The following is a 23,952-nucleotide window of genomic DNA, read 5'->3' as shown; positions in this document are numbered from 1 at the left end:
CTGTCACGGCTCCTCCTTCTGGCCCCGGGCGGGTCCCCTGCGGAGGGGGACCCGCCCGGCTCGGTCAGGCTGGCTCAGGACTCGAAGGCGCTGGGCAGGTACTGGTCGACGTTGTCCTTGGTGACCACGGGTGCGTACAGCTGCACCTTGCGGGGCACCTCGACCTCGACCAGGTCGCTCATCGACTTGCCCTGCACCAGCAGGCGGGCGAGCTTGATGCCGTCAGCGGCCTGGGTCGACGGGTAGATGACCGTCGCCTTGAGCACCGTGTTGTCGGCCTTGATGGACTCCATGACGTTCTTGGAGCCCGCGCCGCCGACCATGAAGAACTCGTCGCGGCCGGCGTTCTCGATGGCCGCCATGACGCCGACGCCCTGGTCGTCGTCGTGGTTCCAGATGGCGTCGAGCTGCGGCGCGGCCTGCAGCAGGTTGGCCGCTGCAGCCTCACCGCCCTGGACCGTGAAGTCGGCCGCGACGCGGTTGCTCACCTTGAGGCCACACGCCGCGAGGGCGTCCTTGAAGCCGCGGCTGCGGTCCTGCGTCAGGGGCAGGGAGTCGATGCCGGCGATCTCGGCGACCTTCGCGTCGGGCTTGCCGCCCAGCTCGCCGCAGATGTAGGCGCCGGCGCTGACGCCCATGCCGTAGTTGTCGCCGAGCACCGTCGTGCGCGCGGCGTTGGGGTTGTCGAACTCGCGGTCCACGTTGATGACGACGATCCCGGCGTCCATGGCCTTGGTCGCGACCTCGGTGAGCGCGGCACCGTCGAACGGCAGCAGCACGATGGCGTCGACCTTGTCGTTGATGAACTGCTCGATCTGGCTGATCTGCACGTTCACGTCGTTGGTGCCCTCGGCCTGGACCAGCTTCACGTCCGAGTACTTGGCGGCCTCGTCGACGGCCGACTTGGTGATCGAGCCCATCCAGCCGTGGTCGGCCGCCGGGGCCGAGAAGCCGATCGTGACCTCGTCGCCCGGCTCGTCGTTGCCGGTGGCGGCGGCGGCGGGCGCTGCCGGCTCGTCGGTGGTGGTGTCCTCCGGGGTGTTGGACGTGCAGCCGGTGACGACGAGCGCCAGGAGTGCAGTGGTGGCGGCGAGCGCGGTCCAGCGTGAACGCTGCCGGCGCAGGGGTGCTGCGGACATGACGATCCTCCTTGATCGAACGGGCATGACGGGGACGGGCACAGCGGGTGGTGAGGTCAGGTTCCGGCGCGGCTGCGCTCGGCGATGCGCTGCTGGAGCAGCACGGCGACGACGATGATCACGCCCTTGGCGATGTTCTGCGCCGAGATGGACAGGTTGTTCTGCGTGAACACGTTGGTGAGCGTGGTGAAGATCAGCACGCCCAGGACGGTGCCGACGATGGTGCCGCGGCCGCCGATGAGCAGGGTGCCGCCGACGACCACGGCGGCGATGGCGTCGAGCTCGTAGAACTGGCCGTTGGTCGAGCTGCCGGCCGTCGTGCGGCCGAGCATCATCAGGCCGCCGATGCCCGCGGTCAGACCGCACAGGGCGTACAGGTACATCGTGTGGCGCTTCACCTTGATGCCCGCGAGCCGGGCAGCCTCGGGGTTGCCGCCGACGGCGATGGTGCGGCGCCCGAAGGTGGTCCGGTTGAGCAGGATCCAGCCGGCGACCGCGACGACCACGAAGATCCAGACCAGCATCGGGATGCCGAGGAAGTCGTCGCGGAAGAAGTCGAGGAATCCCTGGACCTTGACCACCTGCGTCTGGCGGTTCGCGATGATCTCCGCCAACCCCCGCGCGCCGACGAGCATGGCGAGCGTCGCGATGAACGCGACGACCTTGCCGTAGGCGATGAGCACGCCGTTGACGAGCCCCGCGCCCAAGCCGACCAGGAGCGCGCACCCGACCATGACGATCCAGTGCGAGTTCTGCGCCATGGTCTGCGTGGCCAGGGTGGACGCCCAGACCGAGGCGAGGCCGATCACCGACCCGACGGACAGGTCGATGCCACCGCCCGTGATGACGAAGGTCATGCCGATGCTGATCACGCCGAGCACCGCCGCGAGCCGCAGGATCGTCAGCAGGTTGTCGATGCTCGCGAACCGCTCCCCCGCGGTGATCACCCCGACCGCGCAGATGGCGACCAAGGCGATCACCAGACCGAGGTTGCGACCCGCGGCGCCCGAGAGGAGGCCGGCACGCTTCGTGCTCGAGGAGGCCTTTTCGATCCGAGAGCTCTCGTCGGCGGCCGGCACGGCTGCCGTGATGTCTTGCTCGCTCACGCGGCACTTCCTTCCATGACGAGGTCGAGCACGCGGTGCTCGTCGATGCCGGACGCGGGTCCCTCGTGGACCACCCGTCCTTCGGAGATCACGAGGACGCGGTCGGCGAGGCCGAGCACCTCCGGGATCTCGCTGGAGACGACGACCACCGCGGCCCCCTGGGCGGCCAGGTCGGCGATCAGGGCGTAGATCTCGGCGCGGGCGCCCACGTCGACGCCGCGCGTGGGCTCGTCGAGCAGCAGCACCCGGCAGCCGTGCACGAGCCACCGGGCGAGCAGCACCTTCTGCTGGTTGCCGCCCGAGAGGGTGCGCGCGCTGCGGTCGGGGTCGGACGGCCGCACGTCGAGCGCGTGGATCTGCTCGTCCGCGACGCGCCGCTCGGCGCCCTCGTCGAGGAACGAGGCCGTCGCGTTGCGCGTGAACGTGGAGAGCGTGATGTTGCGGTACACGGGCTCGTCGAGGATGAGGCCCTGGCTCTTGCGCTCCTCGGGGCACAGCCCGATGCCCGCCTTGACCGCGTCGCTGACGGCGCCCGCGCGGAGCTGGCGCCCGCCGACCTCGACCGTGCCGGAGGTGGCCTTCCGCGCGCCGAACACGGTCTCGAGGATCTCGGTGCGACCAGAGCCGACGAGCCCTGCGAGGCCGACGACCTCGCCGGCGCGGACCTCGAACGAGACGCCGGAGAAGGCGCCACGCAGTGCGAGCCCGTCGACGCGGAGCACCGTGGCGGCGTCCTCGGCCACCGGCGGGCGCGGCGCGATGGCGTACTCGACGGTGCGGCCCGTCATCAGCTTGATGAGCTCCGCGGTCGGCGTCTGCGCGGCCGGGAGGCCGGCCGCGACCGTGCGGCCGTCTTTGAGTACGGTGATCCGGTCGCCTATCTGGCGGATCTCGTCCAGCCGGTGCGAGATGTAGACGACCGCGACACCCGACGCCGTGAGCTCGCGGACCACGCGGAAGAGGTTGGTGACCTCCTCGGCGTCGAGCACCGCCGACGGCTCATCCATCACGATCACGCGGGCGTCGTGGGACAGCGCGCGGGCCATGCTCACGATCTGCTTGCCGGCGGCGGACAGCCGGCCGACCTCGCGGCGTGGGGAGATGTCGGGGTGGCCGAGGCGCTTGAGCAGCGCACGTGTCCGGGCGGTGGCCGCACGCCGCTGCGAAAAGCCGGCCGTGGCGAGCTCGTGGCCCAGGTAGATGTTCTCCGCGACGGTCAGCCCGTCCACCACGTCGAGCTCCTGGTACATCGTGGCGACGCCGAGCCGCAGGCCCGCGACGGGGTGCGCGATCGTGACCGCCTGGCCGTCGATGAGGATCTCGCCCTCGTCGGGCTGGTGGGCACCGGCCAGCACCTTGATCAGGGTCGACTTGCCCGCGCCGTTCTGGCCCAGCAGGCAGTGGACCTCGCCGGCCCGGATCTCGAGGTCGACGCCGTCCAGCGCCCGGGCTCCCGGGAACTGCTTGACGATGCCGCGCATCTGCAGAAGTGGTGGGTCCTCGTTGACCATGGGCAGGAACGTAGAACCCACTTCTGTCGTTGGTCAAGCAAAAGTCGCTATTGATGTGTCATGGTTACGAGAACGTGACCTACACAAGACGGAATGGTTCACTGTGCGCATGGACGAGCTCCTCAAGTTCGCCCCCAAGCCGACGGGCGCCGGGGAGATGTTCCAGCTCCTCCGGGACCGGCAGCCCCGGACCCGGTCCGACCTGGCCACCCTCACGGGGCAAGCCCGCTCCACGATCGCCGCTCGGGTCGATCTCCTGCTGTCGTCCGGGCTGGTCACGCCGGCCGGCGAGGCCAGCTCGACGGGCGGCCGCCCGCCCGCCACCTTCGCGTTCAACCCGGCCGCGCGCGTCGTCCTCGCGGTCGACCTCGGCGCCACGCACTCACGTCTGGCGCTCACCGACCTCGTGGGCACCGTGCTCGCCGAGCACCATGAGCCCGTCGCGATCTCCGAGGGCCCTGTCCCGGTGCTCGACCGCGTGGTCGAGGTCGCGCTCGACCTGCTCGGCACCGCCGGCCGTCCGATGAGCGACCTGGTGAGCGTCGGCGTCGGCCTGCCCGGACCGGTCGAGCACTCCACCGGCCGACCCATCAACCCGCCGATCATGCCGGGCTGGGACGACGCCGACGTGCCCGCGCTGCTGTCCCGCAAGCTCCGCGTCCCGGTGCTCGTGGACAACGACGTCAACGTCATGGCCCTCGGCGAGCACACCTCGCAGTGGCCCGAGGTCGACCACCTGCTCTTCGTCAAGGTCGCCACCGGCATCGGCGCCGGCATCATCTCCGACGGCCACATCCGCCGCGGCGCCCAGGGAGCCGCCGGCGACCTCGGGCACATCGCCGTCCCGGGCGGCCTGGACCTGCCGTGCCGCTGCGGCAACACCGGGTGCCTCGAGGCCGTCGCCAGCGGCCCGGCCATCGCGAGCGCGCTGAGCAACGCCGCGACCAGCGCGGACGTCGTCGCGCTCGTCCGCGCGGGCGACCTCGACGCGAGCCGCGAGGTCCGCGAGGCGGGTCGGCACATCGGTGAGGTCCTCGCCGCCTGCGTGAGCATGCTCAACCCGTCGGTCATCGTGATCGGCGGCGAGGTGGCCGAGGCGGGTGAGCACCTGCTGGCCGGCATCCGTGAGGTGGTCTACCGGCGTTCCCTCCCGCTGGCCACGCAGCACCTGCGTATCGTCGCGTCCCGCACCAAGGGCCGCGCCGGTGTGCTCGGCGCGTCCGCCATGGCCTCCGAGCACGTCCTGTCCGCCGCCGCCATCGACGCCCTGATCAGCTAGGAGACGCAGCCGTGACCGAGCAACGCCGAGCCCTCGTCGTCCGCGGCGGGTGGGACGGGCACGCCCCCGAGGAGGCCGCCGAGCTCTTCGTGCCGTTCCTGCGCGAGCACGACTTCGACGTCGTCGTCGAGGGGTCGCTCGAGGCCTACGCCGATGCCGACCTCATGGCCGCCACCGACCTCGTCGTGCAGTGCTGGACCATGGGCGACATCCTTGCCGACGAGCTGCGCGGCCTACGGTCCGCCGTCGCTGCCGGCACCGGGTTCGCCGGCTGGCACGGCGGGATCGTCGACTCCTTCCGGATCGCCACCGACTACCTCCAGCTGGTCGGCGCCCAGTTCGCGGCGCACCCCGGCGGCACCCTGGTCGAGCACACCATCAACGTCACCGGCGACCACCCGATCGTCGAGGGCGTCCACGACTTCACGCTGCGCTCCGAGCAGTACTGGCTGCTCACCGACCCGCTGAACGACGTGCTGGCGACGACCACGATCGCCCCGGGTCCCGACGACCCCTGGCACGCACCCGTCACGTCGCCGGCCGTCTGGACGCGCCGCTGGGGCGCCGGTCGCGTGTTCGTCTGCGCGCCGGGCCACCAGCTGGCCGACCTGGAGGTCCCCGCGGTGCGCACGATCATCGAGCGCGGCCTGCTCTGGGCGAGCCGCTAGGAGGACCGCTCCCGGTACACGTACCGCTCCGCGGGCTGGAACCCCAGCCCGGTGTAGAGCGCGGCCGCCGCGGTGTTCGCGGCTTCGACCTGCAGGAACGCGCGGCGAGCGCCGCGGTCGGCCGCCTCGTGCAGGGCGCGGAGCGTGAGCGACCGGCCCAACCCACGACGGCGGGCCGACGGCACGACCACCAGGCTCGACAGCGCGACCCAGTCCTCCGCGAACGCCGCCCGGATCACGCCGACGGGGCCCGAGGCGTCGGTCGCGGTGAGGTAGATCGCGGGTGCACCGCCGAGCACCGCGCGCGCCAGCCGGAGGCTCGCGCCGTCGTCGTCGTGCGCCGCGCCGGTGGCGTGCAGCCGGGCCTTGGAGCCCGCCCAGGCCGCGAGCCACGCGTCGTCCGGTCGGTCCGCGATCGTCACGCGGACGGGACCCGCGGGCGGCCGCACCGCCTCGGCGGAGCCGTCGTCGACCTCACGCACGAGCACGTCCGTGTGGGAGACCGCCCGGTAGCCGCGCTCCGCGAGCAGGTCGTCCAGCGCCGGCGTCGCCGCCCGGGACACCCGCACGATCGACGGCTGCCCCGCCTCGGCGTACAGCTGCTCGACCCGGTCGAGCGCCGCGCCCACGTCCCTCGGCGACCCCAGCGGCAGCACGCTGTTGGCCCGCCGGGTCAGGCCGCCGGAGAGCCCGACACGCCAGCCGTCCACGTCGACCACCCGGGCCGGCGGCCAGGTCGCGGACTCCACCAGCGCGCCGGGCGCGTCCGGCGGGGTCCACGTGTGGACGCGCAGGTGCACCTCGACGTGGCCCCAGTCCCGCTCGGGGACGGCGACGAACCCGAGCCGCTTGTAGAGCCGCTGCGCGGCCTGCATCGAGTCCAGTGTCGACAGGACGACGCGCCGCGCGCCGCTGGCGACGGCCTCGCGCAGCGCAGCCGACACCAGAAGCTCGGCGATCCCGCGGCGCCGCGCCTCGGGCGCCACCGCGAGCATGCGGATCTCCAGCTCCCCCGGCTCGGCGATCTCCGCGTACGACGTGCCGTAGGGCGCGAGCGTCACGGTCCCCACGACCACCAGGTCGTCGCGCTCGGCCTCCCCGCCGTCGCCCTCGCCGGGCGGCAGCAGCGCGACCAGCAGCGTCGCCTCGCGCGCCCGCCGCTCGGCGTCGCGCAACTCGTCCGCGTACGAGTCGGTCGCGTCGACCAGCCGGTCGGCCAGGTACGCCTCGGCGGTCAGCGCACCGGCGTCGGCCACCTGACCCCCGCTGGCCACCCGGACGACCACGCTGCTCATGTCAGTCCTCCTCGGCGACGGACGAGCCGTCGGTCCCGTCGTCGGCAGGGGCGCCCGCGTGGTCGTCGGACGAGCTGTCCCCGACGCCCGCAGGCCCCTGCGCCAGCAGCGCCTCGAACCCTGCCTCGTCCAGGATCCGCAGCCCGAGCTCGCGCGCCTTGGCCTCCTTGGAGCCCGCGTTCTCCCCCACGACGACGTAGTCCGTCTTCTTCGACACGCTGCCCGCCGACTTGCCGCCGCGCGCCAGGATCGCCTCCTTCGCGCCGTCGCGGCTGAACCGCTCGAGGCCGCCGGTGACCACGACCGTTAGCCCTTCCAGCGTGCGCGGCGCGGACTCGTCGCGCTCCTCGGTCATCCGCACCCCGGCCGCCGCCCACTTCTCGACGATCGCCGCGTGCCACTTGTCGTCCTCACCGGGTTGCTCGAACCACGCCACCACGGCGGCCGCGATGGTCGGTCCGACCCCTTCGGCCGCGCCGATCTCCTCCTCCGACGCCGTCGCGATCGCCGGCACCGACGCGAAGTGCTGCGCGAGCGCCCGCGCGGCGGTCGGGCCGACGTGCCGGATGGAGAGCGCGACGATCACCCGCCACAGCGCCGCCTGCTTGGCCTTCTCGAGGTTGCCCAGCAGCGCCGTGCCCGTGGCGTTGAGGTCGCCGGCCCCGCGAACGACGCCGCCCACCTTCGAGCTGGTCGAGAGCGTGAACAGCGGGACCCGGCGCAGGGCGTCGGCGTCGAGCGCGAACAGGTCGCCCTCGTCGGCCACGACCCCCGCGGTGAGTAGCGCGTTCGCCGCCTCCCAGCCGAGCGCCTCGATGTCGAACGCCCCGCGCGACGCGACGTGGAACAGCCGCTCGCGCAGCTGCGAGGGGCAGGACCGCTGGTTGGGGCAGCGGATGTCGACGTCGCCCTCCTTGGCGGGCGCCAGCGGCGTGCCGCACGAGGGGCACTCCGTCGGCATAACGAACGCGCGCTCGGTGCCGTCGCGCAGGTCCACCACCGGTCCGACGATCTCGGGGATCACGTCGCCCGCCTTGCGCAGCACCACGGTGTCGCCGATGAGCACGCCCTTGCGCGCCACCTCGCTCGCGTTGTGCAGCGTCGCCATCTCGACCGTCGACCCGGACACGAACACCGGCTCCATCACCCCGAACGGCGTCACGCGCCCGGTGCGCCCCACGTTCACGCGGATGTCGAGGAGCTTGGTGTTCACCTCCTCGGGCGGGTACTTGTACGCGATCGCCCACCGCGGCGCCCGGCTGGTCGAGCCGAGCCGGCGCTGCAACGCGATCTCGTCGACCTTCATCACGATGCCGTCGATCTCGTGCTCGACGTCGTGCCGGTGCTCGCCRTAGTAGGCGATCATCTCCCGCACGCCGTCCAGCCCCTCGACGATCCGCGTGTGCCCGGACACGGGCACGCCCCACGATGCAAGCAGGTCGTACACCTGCGACTGCCGCTCGATCCCGGTTCCGCGGCCAGCTCCCCAGACCAGCGCACCGATCCCGTGCGCGTACATCCGCAGGTCGCGCGACGCGGTGACCCGCGGGTCCTTCTGCCGCAGCGAGCCCGCCGCCGCGTTGCGCGGGTTGGCGAACGGGCTCTTGCCCGCCTCCACCTGCGACGCATTGAGCTCGGCGAACGCCGCGACCGGCAGGAAGACCTCGCCGCGGATCTCGATCCGCTCCGGGTGGGTGGCCGGGTCGCCGCCGAGGACGTCGGGGATGGTCGAGATGGTGCGCACGTTGAGCGTGACGTCCTCGCCCGTCCGCCCGTCGCCCCGGGTGGCGGCACGCACCAGCCGGCCCTTCTCGTACAGCAGGGCGATGGCCAGCCCGTCGATCTTCAGCTCGCACAGGTAGTGCAAGGCGGCATCGGACTCGAGGTCGCGGTGCAGGCGGCCCGCCCAGGTCGCGATGTCCTCGTCGGAGAACGCGTTGTCCAGCGACAGCATCCGCTCGACGTGCTCGACCGAGGCGAACTCCGTGGAGAACGTGCCGCCCACCCGCTGCGTCGGCGAGTCCGGCGTGCGCAGGCCGGGGTGCTCGTCCTCGAGGGCCATGAGCTCGCGCAGGCGCTCGTCGTACTGCTTGTCCGACGACACCGGGGCGTCGCGGATGTAGTACGCGAACTGGTCCGCCTCGATCAGGCCCGCGAGCTCGGTCCAGCGGTGGCGGGCCTCGGCGGGGATCTCGCGGGCGGCGGCGTCGTCGTCGATCTCGTTGCTCACGCCCCCATCATGGCGCGGAGCACCCACACCTACCTGCGACGGCGCCCCGTGATCAGCAGCACGGCGCACACGACGACCCCGCCGACGGCCAGGACGGCGCCGGCCGCGAACAGGGCGGGCGACGCGGACGCCACGACGACCTCCGTCGACTCCCCCGCGACGTCCCAGGTGCAGATGGCCTTCGGCGGGACGGCGGTGTACCGCACGCTCGCGTCGTCGGTCCCGGCCGCATAGGCCTGCACGCACGGGTGGGGGTCGTCCTTCGAGGAGCTCAGCGTGCTCACGCCGATGCCGGTGTAGCAGATGACGAGCAGCACCATCCCGACGATCGCCGCGCCGGAGGCGACCAGCAGCGCGAGGGCGCGCCCCACGCTCGGTTGTGCAGCCACTCTCAGTCCTCCGCTCGTTCGGCCACGATCCGCGCGGCCCGCACCAGCCCGGCCAGCACGGCGCGGGCGTCGTCCGGGCTGCCCTTCCCGGTGATGTCGCCGGCGAGCAGGACGACGTCCCGCAGGCGCGCCATGGGCAGCCCGACCGATCGCCACGGCCGGGTGAGCGCCTCGGCCTGGCCCGTCACGTCGGGACCGGCGCACTGCGAGGAGGCCTGCGGCGGCAGCTCGGGCCAGAAGGCCAGGCCGCCCTCGACCACCTCGGCGACCTTCTCCCAGCTCCGCTCGTCGAGCGCGTCCACGGCCAGCCCGAAGCCGTCCACGCCCGCCGCCCGGATCGCCCCGAGGGACGTCCAGGCGGTGCCGCCGTGCACGACGACCGGGACGCCCGCGCCCRTGGCCACCTCCCTGATCCGCTCGGCCGCGACGGGACCCGGTACCGAGCGCAGCGCGGAGTAGCCCGAGAACGACGGCAGCACGCCCGCCATGACCTGCGCCAGCAGCGGCTCGTGCAGCAGCACGATCGGCTCGCCGCCGGGCACGGACCGGCGGATGGTCGCGAGGTGCTCGGCGAGGCCTGCGGCCAACGACGCGGCGAGCTCGCGCACCGCACCCGCATCGGACAGGACCCGGTCCCCACGGGACAGGTACAGCGAGGCGGCGAGCGTCATCGGCCCGAGGATCGGCACGACGAGCCGACCCGTGAACCCGTGCCCGGCGACGGCCAGCGCGTCGACGTCCTCGCGCCCGTAGGCCTGCGCGCGGGCAAGGTCGCGGCCCGGCCGGTCGGCCAGCTTCCAGCCGTGCGGACCCAGCTCGGTGGGCAGCTCCGCCAGCAGCGAGGCCGCGCGCCCGCTCCGGTCGCCCCACGGTCCGCGCTCGGCCAGCTGGACGGTGAACGGCAGGCCGGCCACCTCGGACGGCGTGTCGACGAGGTCGCCGACGACGACGGTCTGCGCCTCGAGCACGTCGAGGCCGGGCCACGGTCCGGTGCCGGTGACTCCCGGTCGGCCGCTCACCGGGCCGCGCCGGCGGTGGCGCGACGGGCGGCCGTCACCGTGGCCTGCCCGAGCACGCGCGTGCCGTCGTAGAGGACCGCCGACTGGCCCGGCGCAACGCCGCGCAGCGAGCCGTCCTCGAGCGCGACGTCGACCTGCCCGTCGCGCAGGGTGGCCCGGGCGGGCACGGCGGCGCCGTGCGCACGGACCTGCAGCGAGCAGGCGAACGACTCGGCCGTGTCCTCGAACCACACCGCTCGGTCGGCCTCCACGGTCCCCACGACGAGGTCGTCGGCGGACCCGACGACCACGCGGTTGTTCACGGGCTCGATCGACAGCACGTACCGGGGTTTCCCGTCGGCTGCGGGCGTCCCGATGGACAGGCCACGCCGCTGCCCCACCGTGTAGGCGTAGGCGCCGTCGTGCGCCCCCAGCACCGCCCCGGTCGCGTCGACGATCTCGCCCGGCTGCGACCCGAGCCGCGAGCGCAGGAACCCCTGGGTGTCACCGTCAGCGACGAAGCAGATGTCGAACGAGTCCGGCTTCGCCGAGACCGACAGCCCTCGCGCGGCTGCCTCGGCGCGCGTCTGCTCCTTCGACGCGACGTCCCCCAGCGGGAACATCGACCGCGCGAGCCGCTCCGGGCCCATCACGGCGAGCACGTAAGACTGGTCCTTGGCCAGGTCGTGGGCGCGGTGCAGCTCCCGGGTGCCGTCGGCGCGGGTCTCGATGCGGGCGTAGTGGCCCGTGCAGACGGCGTCGAACCCGAGGGCCACGGCCTTGTCCAGCAGGGTCGCGAACTTGATGTGCTCGTTGCAGCGCACGCACGGGTTGGGCGTGCGGCCCGCCTCGTACTCGGCGACGAAGTCGGCGACCACCGTCTCCTCGAACCGCTCGGAGAGGTCCCAGACGTAGTACGGGATGCCGAGCACGTCCGCGGCCCGGCGGGCGTCGCCGGCGTCCTCGATCGAGCAGCAGCCGCGCGAGCCGGTGCGGAACTGGTCGCGGGTGCGCGACAGGGCCATGTGCACGCCGACCACGTCGTGCCCGGCGTCCACGGCACGGGCCGCGGCGACGGCGGAGTCGACGCCGCCGGACAGGGCCGCCAGCACGCGCATCAGGACACCGCCCCGACGGTCGCCAGTCCGGCCGCCCGGGCGCGGTCGACGACGCCGGGCAGCGCGGACAGCAGCGCCTCGACGTCGTCGGCGGTCGAGGTGTGCCCGAGGCTGAACCGCAGCGCGCCGCGCGCGGCGACCTCGTCGACCCCCATCGCCAGGAGCACATGGCTGGGGCGCGGGACGCCCGCCTGGCACGCCGACCCCGTCGAGGCCTCGATCCCGGCCGAGTCGAGCAGGTAGAGCAGCGAGTCGCCCTCGCAGCCGGGGAACGTGAAGTGCGCGTTCGCGGGCAGTCGCCTTTCCGCGTCTCGCGGCCCCCGCAGCACCGCGTCGGGCACCAGGGACTCCACGCCGGCGACCAGCGCGTCGCGGAGCGCTCCCACCCGGTCGGCGAACGCCTCGCGGCCGGCGACCGCCACGTCGACCGCGAGCCCGAACGACGCGAGCAGCGCCGCGTCGAGGGTGCCGGACCGCACCCCGCGCTCCTGTCCGCCGCCGTGCAGCACGGGCGTGAGGTCGAGGCCGCGGCGGGCCAGGAGCGCACCGGCTCCGCCAGGCCCACCCACCTTGTGGCCCGTGACGGTCATCGCGTCGAGCCCGGACGCACCGAAGTCGACGGGCACCTGACCCACGGCCTGCACGGCGTCGGCGTGCACGGGCACCCCGAACCGGCGGCCCAGCGCGACCACCTCGTCGAGGGGCTGCAGCGCCCCGACCTCGTTGTTCGCCCACATCACCGAGATCAGCGCGGCCTGCTCGCCGTTCCGCTCGAGCTCCTCGCGCAGGGCGTCCACCTCGAGCACGCCGTCGGAGTCGACCGGCAGCAGCACCAGCTCGGCGCCCGCGTGCTCGGCCATCCAGAACGCGGGGTCGAGCACGGCGTGGTGCTCGACGGCGGACACCAGCAGCCGTCGGCGGTCCGGGTGCTGCGTGCGGCGGGCCCAGAACAGGCCCTTCACGGCGAGGTTGTCGGCCTCCGTGCCGCCCGAGGTCCAGACGACCTCGCTCKGGCGCGCGCCCAGCGCCGCGGCGAGACGCTCGCGGGACTCCTCCACCACCCGCCGGGCGGCCCGGCCCGATGCGTGCAGCGAGGAGGGGTTGCCGGGGCGCGCGAGCTGCTCGGCGAGCACCCGCGCGGCCTCCGGGATCATGGGCGTGGTCGCCGCATGATCGAGATACACGCTCATCGGGTCCATCCTACGAACCGCGCGAGATCATCCCGACCGCACACCCTGTGGGATCACCCTCCGACCGCCGCGAATCTCCTGGCAGGATGTCCGGCGTGAGTGCCGACGACGTCATCGCCCTCCCGCTCGCCTTCAGCGGCCAGCGGCTGGACTGGCGCGACCTCCCGCGCCCCGTCCGCGCCCGGATCGCCGAGCTCGCCGGCTCCCAGGTCACCGCCGAGATCAGCGCGACCAGCGGCTTCAGCCCTGGCTTCGCCGCCGTCCTCGAGCTCGCCGACGGGCGCGGCGTCTTCGTCAAGGCCGTCTCCGCCGAGCAGAACCCCGTCTCGCCGGACCTCGCGCGCGCCGAGATCCGCGTCTCGCGGGCCCTGCCGCCGCAGGTCCCCGCGCCGCGGCTGCTGTGGTTCTCCGACGACGACGACTGGGTCATCCTCGGCTTCGAGGTGGTCCACGGGCGCTCCCCCGAGCTGCCGTGGAAGCCGGCCGACCTGCGGGCCGTCGCCGACGCGCTGGGAGCGCTCGCAGACGCCGAGCCGCTGCCCGGCCACGAGCTGCCGCGCACCGACGACCAGCTGGCCGACGACTTCACCGGTTGGCGCAAGCTGCGCGCGCTCGACGAGGAGACGCAGGTCCGCTACGCCGAGATGGCCGGCGACGCCGGGCGGTGGGCGCTGGACAACATCGAGCAGCTGGTCCGCTGGGAGCAGGAGGCGCTGCGCGTGTGCGCCGGCGACGCGCTCGTGCACGGCGACCTGCGCGCCGACAACGTCATGATCGACCCCGACCACCAGCACCGCGTCTGGCTCATCGACTGGCCGCACGCGAGCGTCGGCGCCCCCTGGCTCGACCTGGCCTTCATGCTGCCCAGCGTCACGCTGCAGGGCGGCGGCGACCCGGCGACGAACTTCCGCACGCACGCGGTGTCGGACGGCGTGCACGACGACCACCTGCGGGCGGGGCTGGCCGGCCTGGCCGGCTACTTCGCGTGGAGCTCGCGGCAGCCGGCGCCGCTCGGCATCCCCAACCTGCGCCGGTTCCAGGCGGCGCAGGGCCTCGCGACGGTGCGCTGGCTGCGCGAGCTGTCCTGACCCTCAGGACGACGTGTCGTCGCGCTCGAGCTTCTGCTCCCGCTCGCGCAGCTGCGCCTCCCAGTCCTTGAGCATCTGCTCGTGCGTCTGGTCGGACGTGCGCATGCCCGCCAGGAACTCGGCGTCGTCGTCCGGGCTCGACCGGCGAGGCCGCTCGTACTCCGGGAAGCCCGCGGTCTGCGTCGACGGCCAGGCCACGTTCCGCGCGGGGCGGTGCTCGGGCCGGCCCGCGACCAGCCACGCGATCCCGCCGACCAGCGGAAGGATGATGATGACGAACACCCAGGTGGTCTTCGAGAGGTTCCGTGGGACGTCGGTCTGGATGCAGTCGATGAGGCAGTACACCAGCAGCGCCAGCTCGATCAGGAACGGCAGGTAGCGGATCACGGTCACTCCTCGGGCGCCCGCCCGGCGCACGGGCAGCCGGGACCGACGCGCACGCTAGCGAACCGGGGTCACCGCTGTCCGGCGATCCGTCGCCCGGCAGAACCGATCACCCGGACGGAGCACTCACCCGAGCACGGCGGACGTGGAGCCCCAGCCGAGCAGGTTGTGCCCCACCGAGCCGATGCCGAGCAAGGTCCCGGGCAGGTCGACGCGCCACAGCTCGCCGCCGTCGGCGAACCGGTACGCGACGAGCTCGCCGACCCCCGGCCAGTCGTTCAGCGCGGCCACGTCGCCCGGCTCGTCCGGCCGCACCTGGCCGCTGAGCAGGTGGCGACCGTCGGTGACCAGGTCGCCCATCGTCCGGCCCTTCATGACCGGTGCCCGCCAGAGCTCCTCGCCTGTGCGGCCGTCCACGGCCACGACCCCGTCCGGGGTGCTGAGGTACACGTGCCCGCGCACCACGACCGCGGAGCCCGACAGGCCATGCCCCACGCTCCACCGCTCGCGTCCCGTCGACCGGTCGTACGCGCGGATCCTCGAGTCCGCCGCGAGCACCAGCCCGGGAAGGCTGCCGTCGTCCGCCGAGACCCCCGCCAGCCGGCCGTCCAGGACGACGTCCGGCCCGTCACCCATGATCGTCGTCGTCTCGCGGCCCCGGTCATCCTGCGTGAACGCCGTCACGGTCCCCCGCAGCGGGTCGGGCTCGAAGCCGTTGCTCGCGTCGACGCCCGCGCCCGACGGATGGCCTTCGCCGTCGAGAAGCGTGATCCGGCGGCCCGCCGTCACCACGGCGAGCCCGTCGGCTGTGGGCAGGACGACCGTCGACCGGTCGACGAAGCCGCCCTCGTCCGGCTCGGCCGTGGGGGACGGCACGACGGTCTGCCACCGCTCGCGCCCGGTCAGCGGGTCCATGGCACTGACGACGAGCGCACCGTCTGCACCCGGCGTCCCGACGACGACCACGCCACCCGGGAGGGCCGCGAACGCCGCCGCTCCCGGCGCCTGCCGGTCGGCGACGACCGAGCCGTCGGCGAGGTCCACGACCACCAGCCGGCTCAGCTCCGACGGGACCAGTACGTTCTCGGCCTCGCGGTAGGCCATGACGGCGTCGGTGACCAGGCAGACCGCGTGGGCGGCGTCCCCGGGGTCGCTCACGCACCCACCGATCGAGCCGAAAGCCTCGTCGTCGCGTGCCACCTCGTGCGCGTCGGCGAGCGGCGTGCTCCAGATCTGCTCGCCCGTCCGCTCGTCGACGGCGACCACTGCCTGCGACTCGTCGCTCGCCCGGCGCAGTCCCACCAGCGCGCCCTTGTGGTTGATGCCGGACCAGAGCACCGACTCGGCACCCGCCTCCGGCCGCCACTGCAGCTGCAGATGCTGGTCGACCGGCCGGACGACCCCTGGCACGCGCGCCAGCTCGGAGACGGCGGAACGCTCGCGCACCTGCACGACGACCTGCACGGCGAGGAGCGCGACCAGAGCGACAGCGGGGACCAGCAGCCAACGCCTCGACCGGCGCGGCAGCGCCGCCTCGTCAGAGCGCGCCGGGACGTCGTCGTGCTCGACGAGCTCGACCGCGTCCATGCCCACGCGCCGCATGGCGCGATTATCCGCCCGCGCTCGCCCCGGCGGGTCGGCCCCTGACGCGGCGGACCTCGGCGACGGCCGGTCGGCGACGACGCCCAGGTCCGCGATCTCAGACAGGACACCAGCAGCGTTCCTGATAGAGCGGCCGAGCACTCACCCGAGCACGGCAGCCGTGGATCCCCACCCGACGAGCGTGTGGCGGACCGCCCTGACCCCGAGCAGGCCGTCGGGCAGGTCGATCCGCCAGTCCTCGCCGCCGTCGTCCAACCGGTACGCGACGAGCACCCCGACCCCCGGCCAGTCGTCCGACGACGTCACGTCCCCCGGCTCCTCGGGTCGCTGCTGCGAGCTGAGCAGGTGACGCCCGTCCGTGACCAGCCCGCCCAGGGTCAGCCCCGGACCGACCGGCGCGCGCCAGAGCTCCTCGCCCGTGCGGCCGTCGACCGCGACCACCCCGCCGCCGGTGCTCACGTACACGCGCCCGCGCAGCACGAGGGCGTCCCCGGCGATGACGTGCCGGATGCTCCAGCGCGGGCGTCCTGTCGACCGGTCGTAGGCACGGACCGTGGTGTCCGCGACGAGCACGAGGTCGGGCACGCTCCCGTCGTCCGCGGACCGCTGGACCATCCCGCCCGCGAGCTCGAGATCCGGCCCGTCGCCCACGAACGTGGTGCGCTGCCGACCCACCTCGTCGATCGAGTACACGGCCACGGTCGCGCGGTCCGGGTCGGCCGAGTAGCCCATGTCCGCGTCGAGGTCCGACCGCACGACGCGACCCTGCGCGTCCAGCAGGGTCAGGCGGCGGCCCGCCATGACCACACCGACCCCGTCGGCGGTCGCGAACATCGAGGTGGTCCCGTCGGAGAAGCCGCTGTCGTCCGGCACGCTGGGCGACGGCGGGACGACGGTCTGCCAGGCCGGGCTCCCGCTGACCAGGTCCGCGGCGGTGACCACGACCGCGCCGTCCTTCTGCGGGACGGCCGTCACCGCCGCTCCGGGCAGCAGAGCGACCGCCACCGCGGACGGCGCCGGCCGGTCGGCGAGGATCGAGCCGTCGGCGAGGTCGACCACGACGAGGCGGCTCGACGTGTCCGGGACGTAGACGATCGCCGTGTCCCGGTAGGTCAGGTACCCGTCGGTGACGAGACAGGCTGCCCGGCCGGTTCCCGGCTCGGCGAGGCACCCGCCGACCGGGGAGAACCCGTCGGTCCCGCGGTCGATCGTGTGGGCGTCGCTCAGCGGTGTCGCCCACGTGCGCGCGCCCGTCTGCTCATCGACGGCGACGAGGGACTGCGCGCCGTCGGCCGCGGTGTCCAGGCCGAGGAGCGTCCCGTCGACGGCGATGCCCGACCCGAGCACCGACCGCTGGCTGCCCAGCTCCGGCGTCCACAGCACCCGGAGATCGGCGTCGACGGGCCGGACGACGCCGGGAACCTCGGCCAGGGCCGCGACGGCCGCGCGCTCGCGCGCCGCGACGACGAGCTGCGACCCGACGAGCGCGACCACGACGGCCGCAGGTACCAGCAGCCAACGGCGGGACGGCCGGCGGCGGGACGGGCCCTCGTCGGCGGGAGGCTCGTCGGCCGCGACGTCGTGCTCGACGAGCTCGACCGCCTGCATGACCTCGCGCCGAGACATGGCCGGAGACTATCCGGGCACGCGGCCGCGCCGAGTCATCAGGCCCGATCGGCCGAACCAGCGCGCGCCGCCCGCCACTCGCCGTCAGCCCTTGAGGCGGCGGATCTCCGCGACGGCCTGCGGCAGGACGGTGAACAGGTCGCCGACGACGCCGAAGTCCGCGATCTCGAAGATCGGGGCGTCGGGGTCGGAGTTCACGGCGACGATCGTGCCGGACGCCTGCATGCCGCCGCGGTGGTGGACCGCGCCGGAGACGCCGACGCCGACGTAGAGCCGCGGGGCGATGGTGACGCCGGTCTGGCCGATCTGCGCGTCGTGGCCGATCCAGCCCTCGTCGGTGGCCACGCGCGTGGCACCCACCGCGCCGCCGAGCACGTCGGCAAGCTCCTCGACTACGGAGAAGTCGCCCTCGGTGCCGCGGCCGCCGGCGACGACGACGCTCGCGCTGCCGAGGTCGGGCCGCCCGCTCGCGGGCCGCTCCGTGCGCTCGACCAGCGTGACCCTCCGGGCCTTGTCGCTGACGGCGACCACGTGCTCGCCGACCTGTGGGGTGACGCCGTCCACGGTCGACGGCTGCACCGAGTTCGGCTTGACCGTGACGATCGCGAGCGGGGTGGTGACGGCGCACGCGGTGGTCCAGGTGCCCGCGAAGACCGTCTTCGACGCGACGTACCGGCCGTCGACGAGCGCGAGCCCGTCCGCGTCCGTGACGACCCCCGCGCCGGTGCTCACGGCGAGGCGCGCGGCGGCCTCCTTGTTCTCGAACGACGAGACGGCCAGCACCAGATCGGCGCCCGTGGCGTCGAGCAGCGACGCGAGCGCCTCCGCGAGCACGGCCGACAGGTGCAGGTCGGCGTCGGCGACCACGCGGTGCACGTGCGTGGCGCCCAGGGCGGCGAGCTCGGCGACGACCTCGGCGGACGGCTCGACGCCGTCGACGGCCCACGCGGCGTGCACGCCGGCCGACCCGGCCAGGTCGCGCGCGAGCGTGAGCAGCTCGCGCACCGGCGCGCGGACGGCACCGGCCTCGGTGTGATCGACGAGCACGAGCACGGGAGCAGTCACGGCAGCGAATCCTTCGGTCAGGAGGTCAGACGAGCTGGTTGTCGACGAGGTACGCGGCGAGCCGGATGCCGGCGTCCCCCGTGTCCTGCACCAGCACGCGGTTGTCGCGGGGCGGGCGGGCGGCGGCCTCGAGCACCTCGGTGCGGGCGCCTGCGGCGCCGACGTGCGCACCGTCGATCTCGAGGTCGGCCAGCGTCAGGGTGGTGATCGGCTTCTTGCGGGCCGCCATGATGCCCTTGAAGTTGGGGTAGCGCGGCTCGTTGGCCTGGTCCGTGACGGACACGAGCGCGGGCAGCGACGCCTCGAGCACCTCGGCGGCGTGGTCGAGGTTGCGCTCCACCCGCACGGTGCCCCCGTCGACGGTGAGGCTGGCGGCGAGCGGCAGCGCGGGCAGGTCGAGCAGCTCCGCGAGCGCAGTCGGCAGCAGGGACGTGAGCCCGTCCAGGCCGGCCATGCCGGTGATGACCAGGTCGACCGGCTCCTGCGCGTCGAGGTGACGGATCGCCGCGGCGAGCACCCGAGCCGTGCCGATCACGTCCGAGCCGGCGATCGCGTCGTCGACCACGTGCACGGCTTCGTCCGCTCCGAGCTGCAGGCCGCGGCGGACGGCGTCAGCGGCGTCGTCGGGACCCACGGTCAGGGCGACCACGGACCCCTCGTGCGCCTCGACCAGCGCAAGCGCGGCCTCGACGGCGTTCTCGTCCAGCTCGTTGATGGTGCCGTCCCCGCCGTCGCGGACCACGCGACCGTCGGGGCCCAGGGCCCGCTCGGACTGGATGTCAGGGACATGCTTCACGCAGACGACGATCCTCACCCGCGGAACGTTACCGCCCGGCCCGGACGCGGCGGACCGCCGTCCCACGGACGGTCCGACGACGCTGTGTGAGAACTTCAACATCTCCCCAGGGCACTTCCGCCCGACATGTGTGGRCTTCCGTCCCGCACAATGTCCCGGTGACCCAGCCCTCCCCTCACCGACGCGCGCCCCGCCTCGGTGTGCACGTGACCGATGAGGGCATCGACGTCGCCGTCTTCGCGGCGCACGCCACGGGTGTCGACCTGTGCCTGTTCGACGGTGCCGACGGACGCCAGGAGCGCCGGGTCCCGCTCGACGGCCCGGTGCACGGCGTGTTCAGCGCGTCCGTCCCCGACGTGGCCGCGGGCCAGCGGTACGGCTTCCGCGCGCACGGCCCCTGGGACCCGGCGGCGGGCCACCGCTACAACCCCGCCAAGCTGCTCGTGGACCCGTACGCCCGCGGGCTCGACGGCGAGGTCGCGCACACCCCGCAGACCTACGGCCACCGCGTCGGGCCCGACCTGGTCGGCGACCCGTACGGCCCCGCGGACCCGCGGGACTCGGCGGGTCACGTCCCGTTCTCCGTCGTCGTGGACACTCGCGAGCTGCCGGGTCCCGACCCCACGACCAACCGCCCGTGGACCCCCTGGTCCCAGACGGTGGTCTACGAGGCGCACGTCCGCGGGCTCACGCTGCTGGCCGACGGGCTGCCCGAGGAGCTGCGCGGCACGTACGCCGGCCTGGCGCACCCCGTCGTGATCGACCACCTGCTCGGGCTGGGCGTGACCGCGGTCGAGCTGCTGCCCGTGCACGCGTTCGCCGACGAGCCGCACCTCGTCGAGAAGGGCCTGACCAACTACTGGGGCTACAGCACGCTCGGCTTCTTCGCCCCGCACGCGGCGTACGCCACCGCCTCCGCGCGGGCGCAGGGTCCGGCCGCGGTGCTGGAGGAGCTCCGCACGGCGGTGCACGCGCTGCACGAGGCGGGCCTCGAGGTGCTGCTCGACGTCGTCTACAACCACACGTGCGAGGGCGGACTGCCGGGGCAGCACCTGTCGTGGCGGGGGCTCGACAGCTCGGTCTACTACGCGCACGACGGCGGCGCCCCGGCCGCGCTCGCGGACGTCACCGGCACCGGCAACACGCTGGACTTCCGCCGGTCCGAGGTGGTCCGCATGACGCTCGACTCGCTGCGCTACTGGGCGGACGTGGTCGGCGTCGACGGCTTCCGGTTCGACCTCGCGGTCACGCTCGGGCGGGACCCGGGCGGCTTCTCGCCCGACCACCCCGCGCTCGTCGCGATGGCCACGGAGCCCGCGCTGCACGGCCTCAAGCTCGTCGCCGAGCCCTGGGACGTCGGTCCCGGCGGCTGGCGCACCGGCCAGTTCCCCATCCCGTTCGCCGAGTGGAACGACCGGTTCCGCAACGCCGCCCGGTCGTTCTGGCTGGCCGACCCGGGCCGCGCGGCCCACGGCCTGCCCGGTCACCGGGTGCGCGACCTGGCGACGCGGCTGTCCGGGTCCGTCGACCTGTTCGGGCACAGCGATCCCCCGCTGGTCCGCGGGCCGGCCACGTCCGTCAACTACATCACCGCGCACGACGGGTTCACGCTGGCCGACCTGGTCGCGTACGACCACAAGCACAACGCGGCCAACGGTGAGCAGAACCGCGACGGCAGCGACGACAACCGCTCGTGGAACCACGGCGTCGAGGGTCCGGTGGAGCAGGACTCCCCGGCCGTCGACCTGGTGCCCCTGCGCCGCCGCTCGATCCGCAACCTGTTCGCCACGCTCGTGCTCGCGGCCGGCACGCCGATGATCACGGCGGGCGACGAGATGGGTCGGACCCAGCGGGGCAACAACAACGCCTACTGCCAGGACAACGAGATCTCCTGGCTGCGCTGGGACCTGTCGGCGTGGCGCAAGGACATGCTGTCGACCGCCCGCTGGCTGCTGCTGCTGCGCCGCGAGCACCCCGCCCTGCGCACCGAGCGCTTCTACTCGGGCCGGCCGTACGTGCCCGGCCGGCGCCCGGACCTCGCCTGGTTCGACGCGCTGGGCCTGCCGTTCGACCACGACCGCTGGCACGACCCGTCGATCCGCACCCTGCAGATGGTCCGCACCGCGCCGCCGCCCGAGCAGGACACCGTGCTGCTGGTGATCAACGGCTCGCTCGACGCCGTGCACCTGATCCTGGCCGACGACCACGGCGGTCGCTGGCGCCTGGCGTGGGACTCGGTCTGGGAGAACCCCGCGGAGGAGCGCGCCGCCGCGATCGAGGGCGGCCTGCACGCGGAGCCGGGCGAGGCGACCGTGGTCGAGGCCCTGAGCATGCGGGTGTACGTCCTGGTCTAGCCCTGCCGGCTCGGGCGGACCATCGCGGTCGCGTCGGGCTCCTCGAACCCGAACTCGCGGTAGAGCCCGTGCGCGTCACCCGTGAACAGGGTCCAGCGGAAGTCCGCGCCGGGGCCGTCGTCGATCATGGCGGCCACCAGGCGGCGACCGAGCCCCGACCCGCGGTGCGCGGCGTCGACGTAGACATCGGCGAGGTAGGCGAAGGCGACGCCGTCCGAGACTGCCCGGGCAAACCCGACCTGCTCGCCCGTCTCCTCGACGTAGGCGCCCACGACGCGCCACGCGGCGTCGATCTGCTGGTCGACGTCCGCGCGGCTGCGCCAGCGGGCCCAGTAGGCCTCGGTCGACAGGAAGCGCCAGACCGCGTCGCGGTCGAGGCGGCCGGGCTCGTCGCTCAGCACATAGGTCACGACACGGATCGTAGAGTTCTGGACGCGCGTCCAACCGCGTACCGTACGAGCCATGACGCACTCCGATGTCGTGGTCGTCGGCGCAGGCCTCGCCGGTCTCGTCGCCACCGCCGAGCTGGTCGCTGCCGGCCGCCGGGTCACGCTGCTCGACGCCGAGCCCGCCGCGAGCCTGGGCGGCCAGGCCTTCTGGTCGTTCGGCGGCCTGTTCCTCGTCGACTCCCCCGAGCAGCGCCGCCTCGGCGTCAAGGACTCCGCCGAGCTCGCGCTCGCGGACTGGCTCGGCTCCGCCGACTTCTCGACCGACGGCTCCGACCGCTGGGGCCGCGCCTGGGCCGAGGGGTTCGTCGACTTCGCCGCCGGCGACATGCGGCCCTGGCTCCACGACAAGGGCGTGCGCTGGTTCCCGCTCGTGCAGTGGCCCGAGCGCGGCGGGTACCTCGCCGAGGGCCACGGCAACTCGGTCCCGCGGTTCCACGTCACCTGGGGCACCGGTCCCGGCATCCTCGAGCCGTTCGTCCGCGCGCTCCTCGACGCGCGCCGCGACGGCTTGGTCGACGTGCGGTTCCGGCACCGCGTGACCGACCTGGTGACGACGGACGGCCGCGTCACGGGCGTCCGGGGCGACGTGCTCGTCGCCGACCCGGTGGAGCGCGCCGTGCCCAGCTCGCGCGAGGTCGCCCAGCCCTTCGAGATCTCCGCGAGCGCGGTCGTCGTCGCCACCGGCGGCATCGGCGCCAACCACGAGCTGGTCCGCGCCACGTGGCCGGCGTCGGCGGGCCGGCTCCCCGCGCGCATGCTCTCCGGCGTGCCGGACCACGTCGACGGCTCCGGCATCGCCGCGGCGAAGGCGTCCGGCGCCGCCGTGGTGCACGAGGACCGCATGTGGCACTACCCCGAGGGCATCACCAACCACTCGCCGGTGTGGTCCCAGCACGGCATCCGCATCCTGCCCGGCCCCAGCAGTCTGTGGCTCGATGCCGACGGCCACCGCCTGCCGGTCCCGCTGTTCCCGGGCTTCGACTCCCTCGGCGCGCTGACGCACATCACGTCCCGTGGCGACGACCACTCGTGGTTCGTGCTGGACAAGACGATCCTCGGGTCGGAGTTCGCGCTGTCCGGCTCCGAGCAGAACCCGGACCTGACGGGCAAGGACATGAAGCTGCTGCTCGAGCGGGTCAAGCCCGGCGCGGTGGGGCCAGTCGAGACGTTCGCGCAGAAGTCGGACGAGTTCCTCTGGGCCGACACCCCGGCCGAGCTGGCCGCGAAGATGAACGCGTTGTCCGGCACGAACCGCATCGACGCCGAGGCGCTCGAGCGCACGATCGTCGCCCGCGACCGGCAGGTGGAGACCGGCCTGGGCAAGGACCTGCAGGTGATCGCGACCGCGATGGCCAGGCGGTACATCGTCGACAAGCTCATCCGCGTGGCCAAGCCGCACCGCCTGCTCGACCCCGAGCACGGCCCGCTGCTGGCGGTCCGCCTCTCGGTTCTCACGCGCAAGACCCTCGGTGGCCTGCACACCGACCTCGAGGGGCGCGTCCTGCGCCCCGACGGCCAGGTGCTGCCCGGCCTGTGGGCGGTCGGTGAGGCGTCCGGGTTCGGCGGCGGCGGGGTGCACGGGCACCGCGCGCTCGAGGGCACGTTCCTCGGCGGCTGCCTGTTCACGGGTCGGACCGTCGGGCGCGCACTGGGAGCGTGAGTCGG

The 23,952-nt window shown here is 73.7% G+C and carries 20 protein-coding genes; 5 read left to right on the top strand and 15 right to left on the bottom strand.

All coding sequences use genetic code 11. From position 1 onward, the window contains the following. Positions 1-74 precede the first annotated feature (74 nt). Genes AC1DYZ_RS04880 through AC1DYZ_RS04870 form a run of 3 tightly spaced genes read right to left on the bottom strand, consistent with a single transcriptional unit; the run spans position 75 to position 3,756 of the window. Positions 75-1,139, bottom strand: a complete 1,065-nt coding sequence (locus AC1DYZ_RS04880; protein WP_477064082.1) for a substrate-binding domain-containing protein — start codon at positions 1,137-1,139, stop codon at positions 75-77. 56 nt (positions 1,140-1,195) lie between these two features. Further along, positions 1,196-2,245: an ABC transporter permease gene (locus AC1DYZ_RS04875; RefSeq protein WP_477064081.1), complete on the bottom strand. Its 1,050-nt coding sequence runs from the start codon at positions 2,243-2,245 to the stop codon at positions 1,196-1,198. Beyond that, on the bottom strand, positions 2,242-3,756 hold the full coding sequence (locus AC1DYZ_RS04870) for a sugar ABC transporter ATP-binding protein (protein ID WP_477064080.1): 1,515 nt from the start codon (positions 3,754-3,756) through the stop codon (positions 2,242-2,244). The genes AC1DYZ_RS04875 and AC1DYZ_RS04870 overlap by 4 nt, the downstream gene beginning before the upstream one ends. A 109-nt stretch (positions 3,757-3,865) precedes the next feature. On the opposite strand from AC1DYZ_RS04870, the gene AC1DYZ_RS04865 reads away from it, so the two are divergent. Further along, a complete protein-coding gene (locus tag AC1DYZ_RS04865) occupies positions 3,866-5,035 on the top strand; it encodes an ROK family protein (RefSeq protein ID WP_477064079.1) in 1,170 nt (389 codons plus the stop codon). 11 nt (positions 5,036-5,046) lie between these two features. Then, positions 5,047-5,703 carry a ThuA domain-containing protein gene (locus tag AC1DYZ_RS04860; RefSeq protein WP_477064078.1) on the top strand — a complete coding sequence of 219 codons (657 nt, stop codon included), beginning with the start codon at positions 5,047-5,049 and terminating at the stop codon, positions 5,701-5,703. Here AC1DYZ_RS04860 and AC1DYZ_RS04855 read toward each other — a convergent pair. The 6 genes from AC1DYZ_RS04855 to AC1DYZ_RS04830 are packed head-to-tail and all read right to left on the bottom strand — an operon-like array spanning position 5,700 to position 12,923. Then, positions 5,700-6,998 (bottom strand): GNAT family N-acetyltransferase, encoded by a 1,299-nt coding sequence (locus AC1DYZ_RS04855; protein WP_477064077.1) that lies wholly within the window; start codon positions 6,996-6,998, stop codon positions 5,700-5,702. The genes AC1DYZ_RS04860 and AC1DYZ_RS04855 overlap by 4 nt on opposite strands. Before the next feature lies 1 nt (position 6,999). Then, positions 7,000-9,228 carry an NAD-dependent DNA ligase LigA gene (gene ligA, locus AC1DYZ_RS04850; protein ID WP_477064076.1) on the bottom strand — a complete coding sequence of 743 codons (2,229 nt, stop codon included), beginning with the start codon at positions 9,226-9,228 and terminating at the stop codon, positions 7,000-7,002. A 29-nt stretch (positions 9,229-9,257) separates the two neighbouring features. Further along, on the bottom strand, positions 9,258-9,617 hold the full coding sequence (locus AC1DYZ_RS04845) for a hypothetical protein (protein ID WP_477064075.1): 360 nt from the start codon (positions 9,615-9,617) through the stop codon (positions 9,258-9,260). Positions 9,618-9,619: 2 nt separating this feature from the next. Further along, positions 9,620-10,636, bottom strand: a complete 1,017-nt coding sequence (locus AC1DYZ_RS04840) for a uroporphyrinogen decarboxylase/cobalamine-independent methonine synthase family protein (RefSeq protein ID WP_477064074.1) — start codon at positions 10,634-10,636, stop codon at positions 9,620-9,622. Further along, positions 10,633-11,733: a tRNA 2-thiouridine(34) synthase MnmA gene (gene mnmA / locus AC1DYZ_RS04835; RefSeq protein WP_477064073.1), complete on the bottom strand. Its 1,101-nt coding sequence runs from the start codon at positions 11,731-11,733 to the stop codon at positions 10,633-10,635. Before mnmA ends, AC1DYZ_RS04840 begins: the two co-directional genes overlap by 4 nt. Beyond that, on the bottom strand, positions 11,733-12,923 hold the full coding sequence (locus AC1DYZ_RS04830; protein ID WP_477064072.1) for a cysteine desulfurase family protein: 1,191 nt from the start codon (positions 12,921-12,923) through the stop codon (positions 11,733-11,735). Before AC1DYZ_RS04830 ends, mnmA begins: the two co-directional genes overlap by 1 nt. 95 nt (positions 12,924-13,018) lie before the next feature. On the opposite strand from AC1DYZ_RS04830, the gene AC1DYZ_RS04825 reads away from it, so the two are divergent. After that, on the top strand, positions 13,019-14,011 hold the full coding sequence (locus tag AC1DYZ_RS04825; RefSeq protein WP_477064071.1) for a phosphotransferase family protein: 993 nt from the start codon (positions 13,019-13,021) through the stop codon (positions 14,009-14,011). A gap of 3 nt (positions 14,012-14,014) precedes the next feature. On the opposite strand, the gene AC1DYZ_RS04820 is transcribed toward AC1DYZ_RS04825, so the two are convergent. From AC1DYZ_RS04820 to AC1DYZ_RS04800, 5 genes are all read right to left on the bottom strand, one after another. After that, positions 14,015-14,398: a PLD nuclease N-terminal domain-containing protein gene (locus AC1DYZ_RS04820; RefSeq protein ID WP_477064070.1), complete on the bottom strand. Its 384-nt coding sequence runs from the start codon at positions 14,396-14,398 to the stop codon at positions 14,015-14,017. A 123-nt stretch (positions 14,399-14,521) separates the two neighbouring features. Next, positions 14,522-15,997: an outer membrane protein assembly factor BamB family protein gene (locus AC1DYZ_RS04815; protein ID WP_477064069.1), complete on the bottom strand. Its 1,476-nt coding sequence runs from the start codon at positions 15,995-15,997 to the stop codon at positions 14,522-14,524. 141 nt (positions 15,998-16,138) lie between these two features. Beyond that, positions 16,139-17,623 (bottom strand): outer membrane protein assembly factor BamB family protein, encoded by a 1,485-nt coding sequence (locus AC1DYZ_RS04810; protein ID WP_477064068.1) that lies wholly within the window; start codon positions 17,621-17,623, stop codon positions 16,139-16,141. Positions 17,624-17,707: 84 nt separating this feature from the next. Continuing rightward, complete coding sequence (locus tag AC1DYZ_RS04805) at positions 17,708-18,688, bottom strand: electron transfer flavoprotein subunit alpha/FixB family protein (RefSeq protein WP_477064067.1); 981 nt, start codon at positions 18,686-18,688, stop codon at positions 17,708-17,710. 25 nt (positions 18,689-18,713) lie between these two features. Continuing rightward, positions 18,714-19,502 carry an electron transfer flavoprotein subunit beta/FixA family protein gene (locus AC1DYZ_RS04800; protein ID WP_477064066.1) on the bottom strand — a complete coding sequence of 263 codons (789 nt, stop codon included), beginning with the start codon at positions 19,500-19,502 and terminating at the stop codon, positions 18,714-18,716. A gap of 140 nt (positions 19,503-19,642) precedes the next feature. Between AC1DYZ_RS04800 and glgX the strand changes: the two genes are divergently transcribed. Continuing rightward, the gene (glgX, locus tag AC1DYZ_RS04795; RefSeq protein WP_477064065.1) at positions 19,643-21,838 is read left to right on the top strand and encodes a glycogen debranching protein GlgX; all 2,196 of its coding nucleotides are present in this window, start codon (positions 19,643-19,645) and stop codon (positions 21,836-21,838) included. On the opposite strand, the gene AC1DYZ_RS04790 is transcribed toward glgX, so the two are convergent. Beyond that, the gene (locus AC1DYZ_RS04790; protein ID WP_477064064.1) at positions 21,835-22,248 is read right to left on the bottom strand and encodes a GNAT family N-acetyltransferase; all 414 of its coding nucleotides are present in this window, start codon (positions 22,246-22,248) and stop codon (positions 21,835-21,837) included. The two genes, glgX and AC1DYZ_RS04790, sit on opposite strands and share 4 nt — an antisense overlap. 52 nt (positions 22,249-22,300) lie before the next feature. Between AC1DYZ_RS04790 and AC1DYZ_RS04785 the strand changes: the two genes are divergently transcribed. Continuing rightward, on the top strand, positions 22,301-23,947 hold the full coding sequence (locus AC1DYZ_RS04785) for an FAD-binding dehydrogenase (protein WP_477064063.1): 1,647 nt from the start codon (positions 22,301-22,303) through the stop codon (positions 23,945-23,947). The last annotated feature ends 5 nt before the right edge of the window (positions 23,948-23,952 follow it).

It is taken from the genome of Cellulomonas sp. P1_C4 (assembly GCF_056406355.1).
This window is presented reverse-complemented; position numbering and strand designations above follow the sequence as displayed.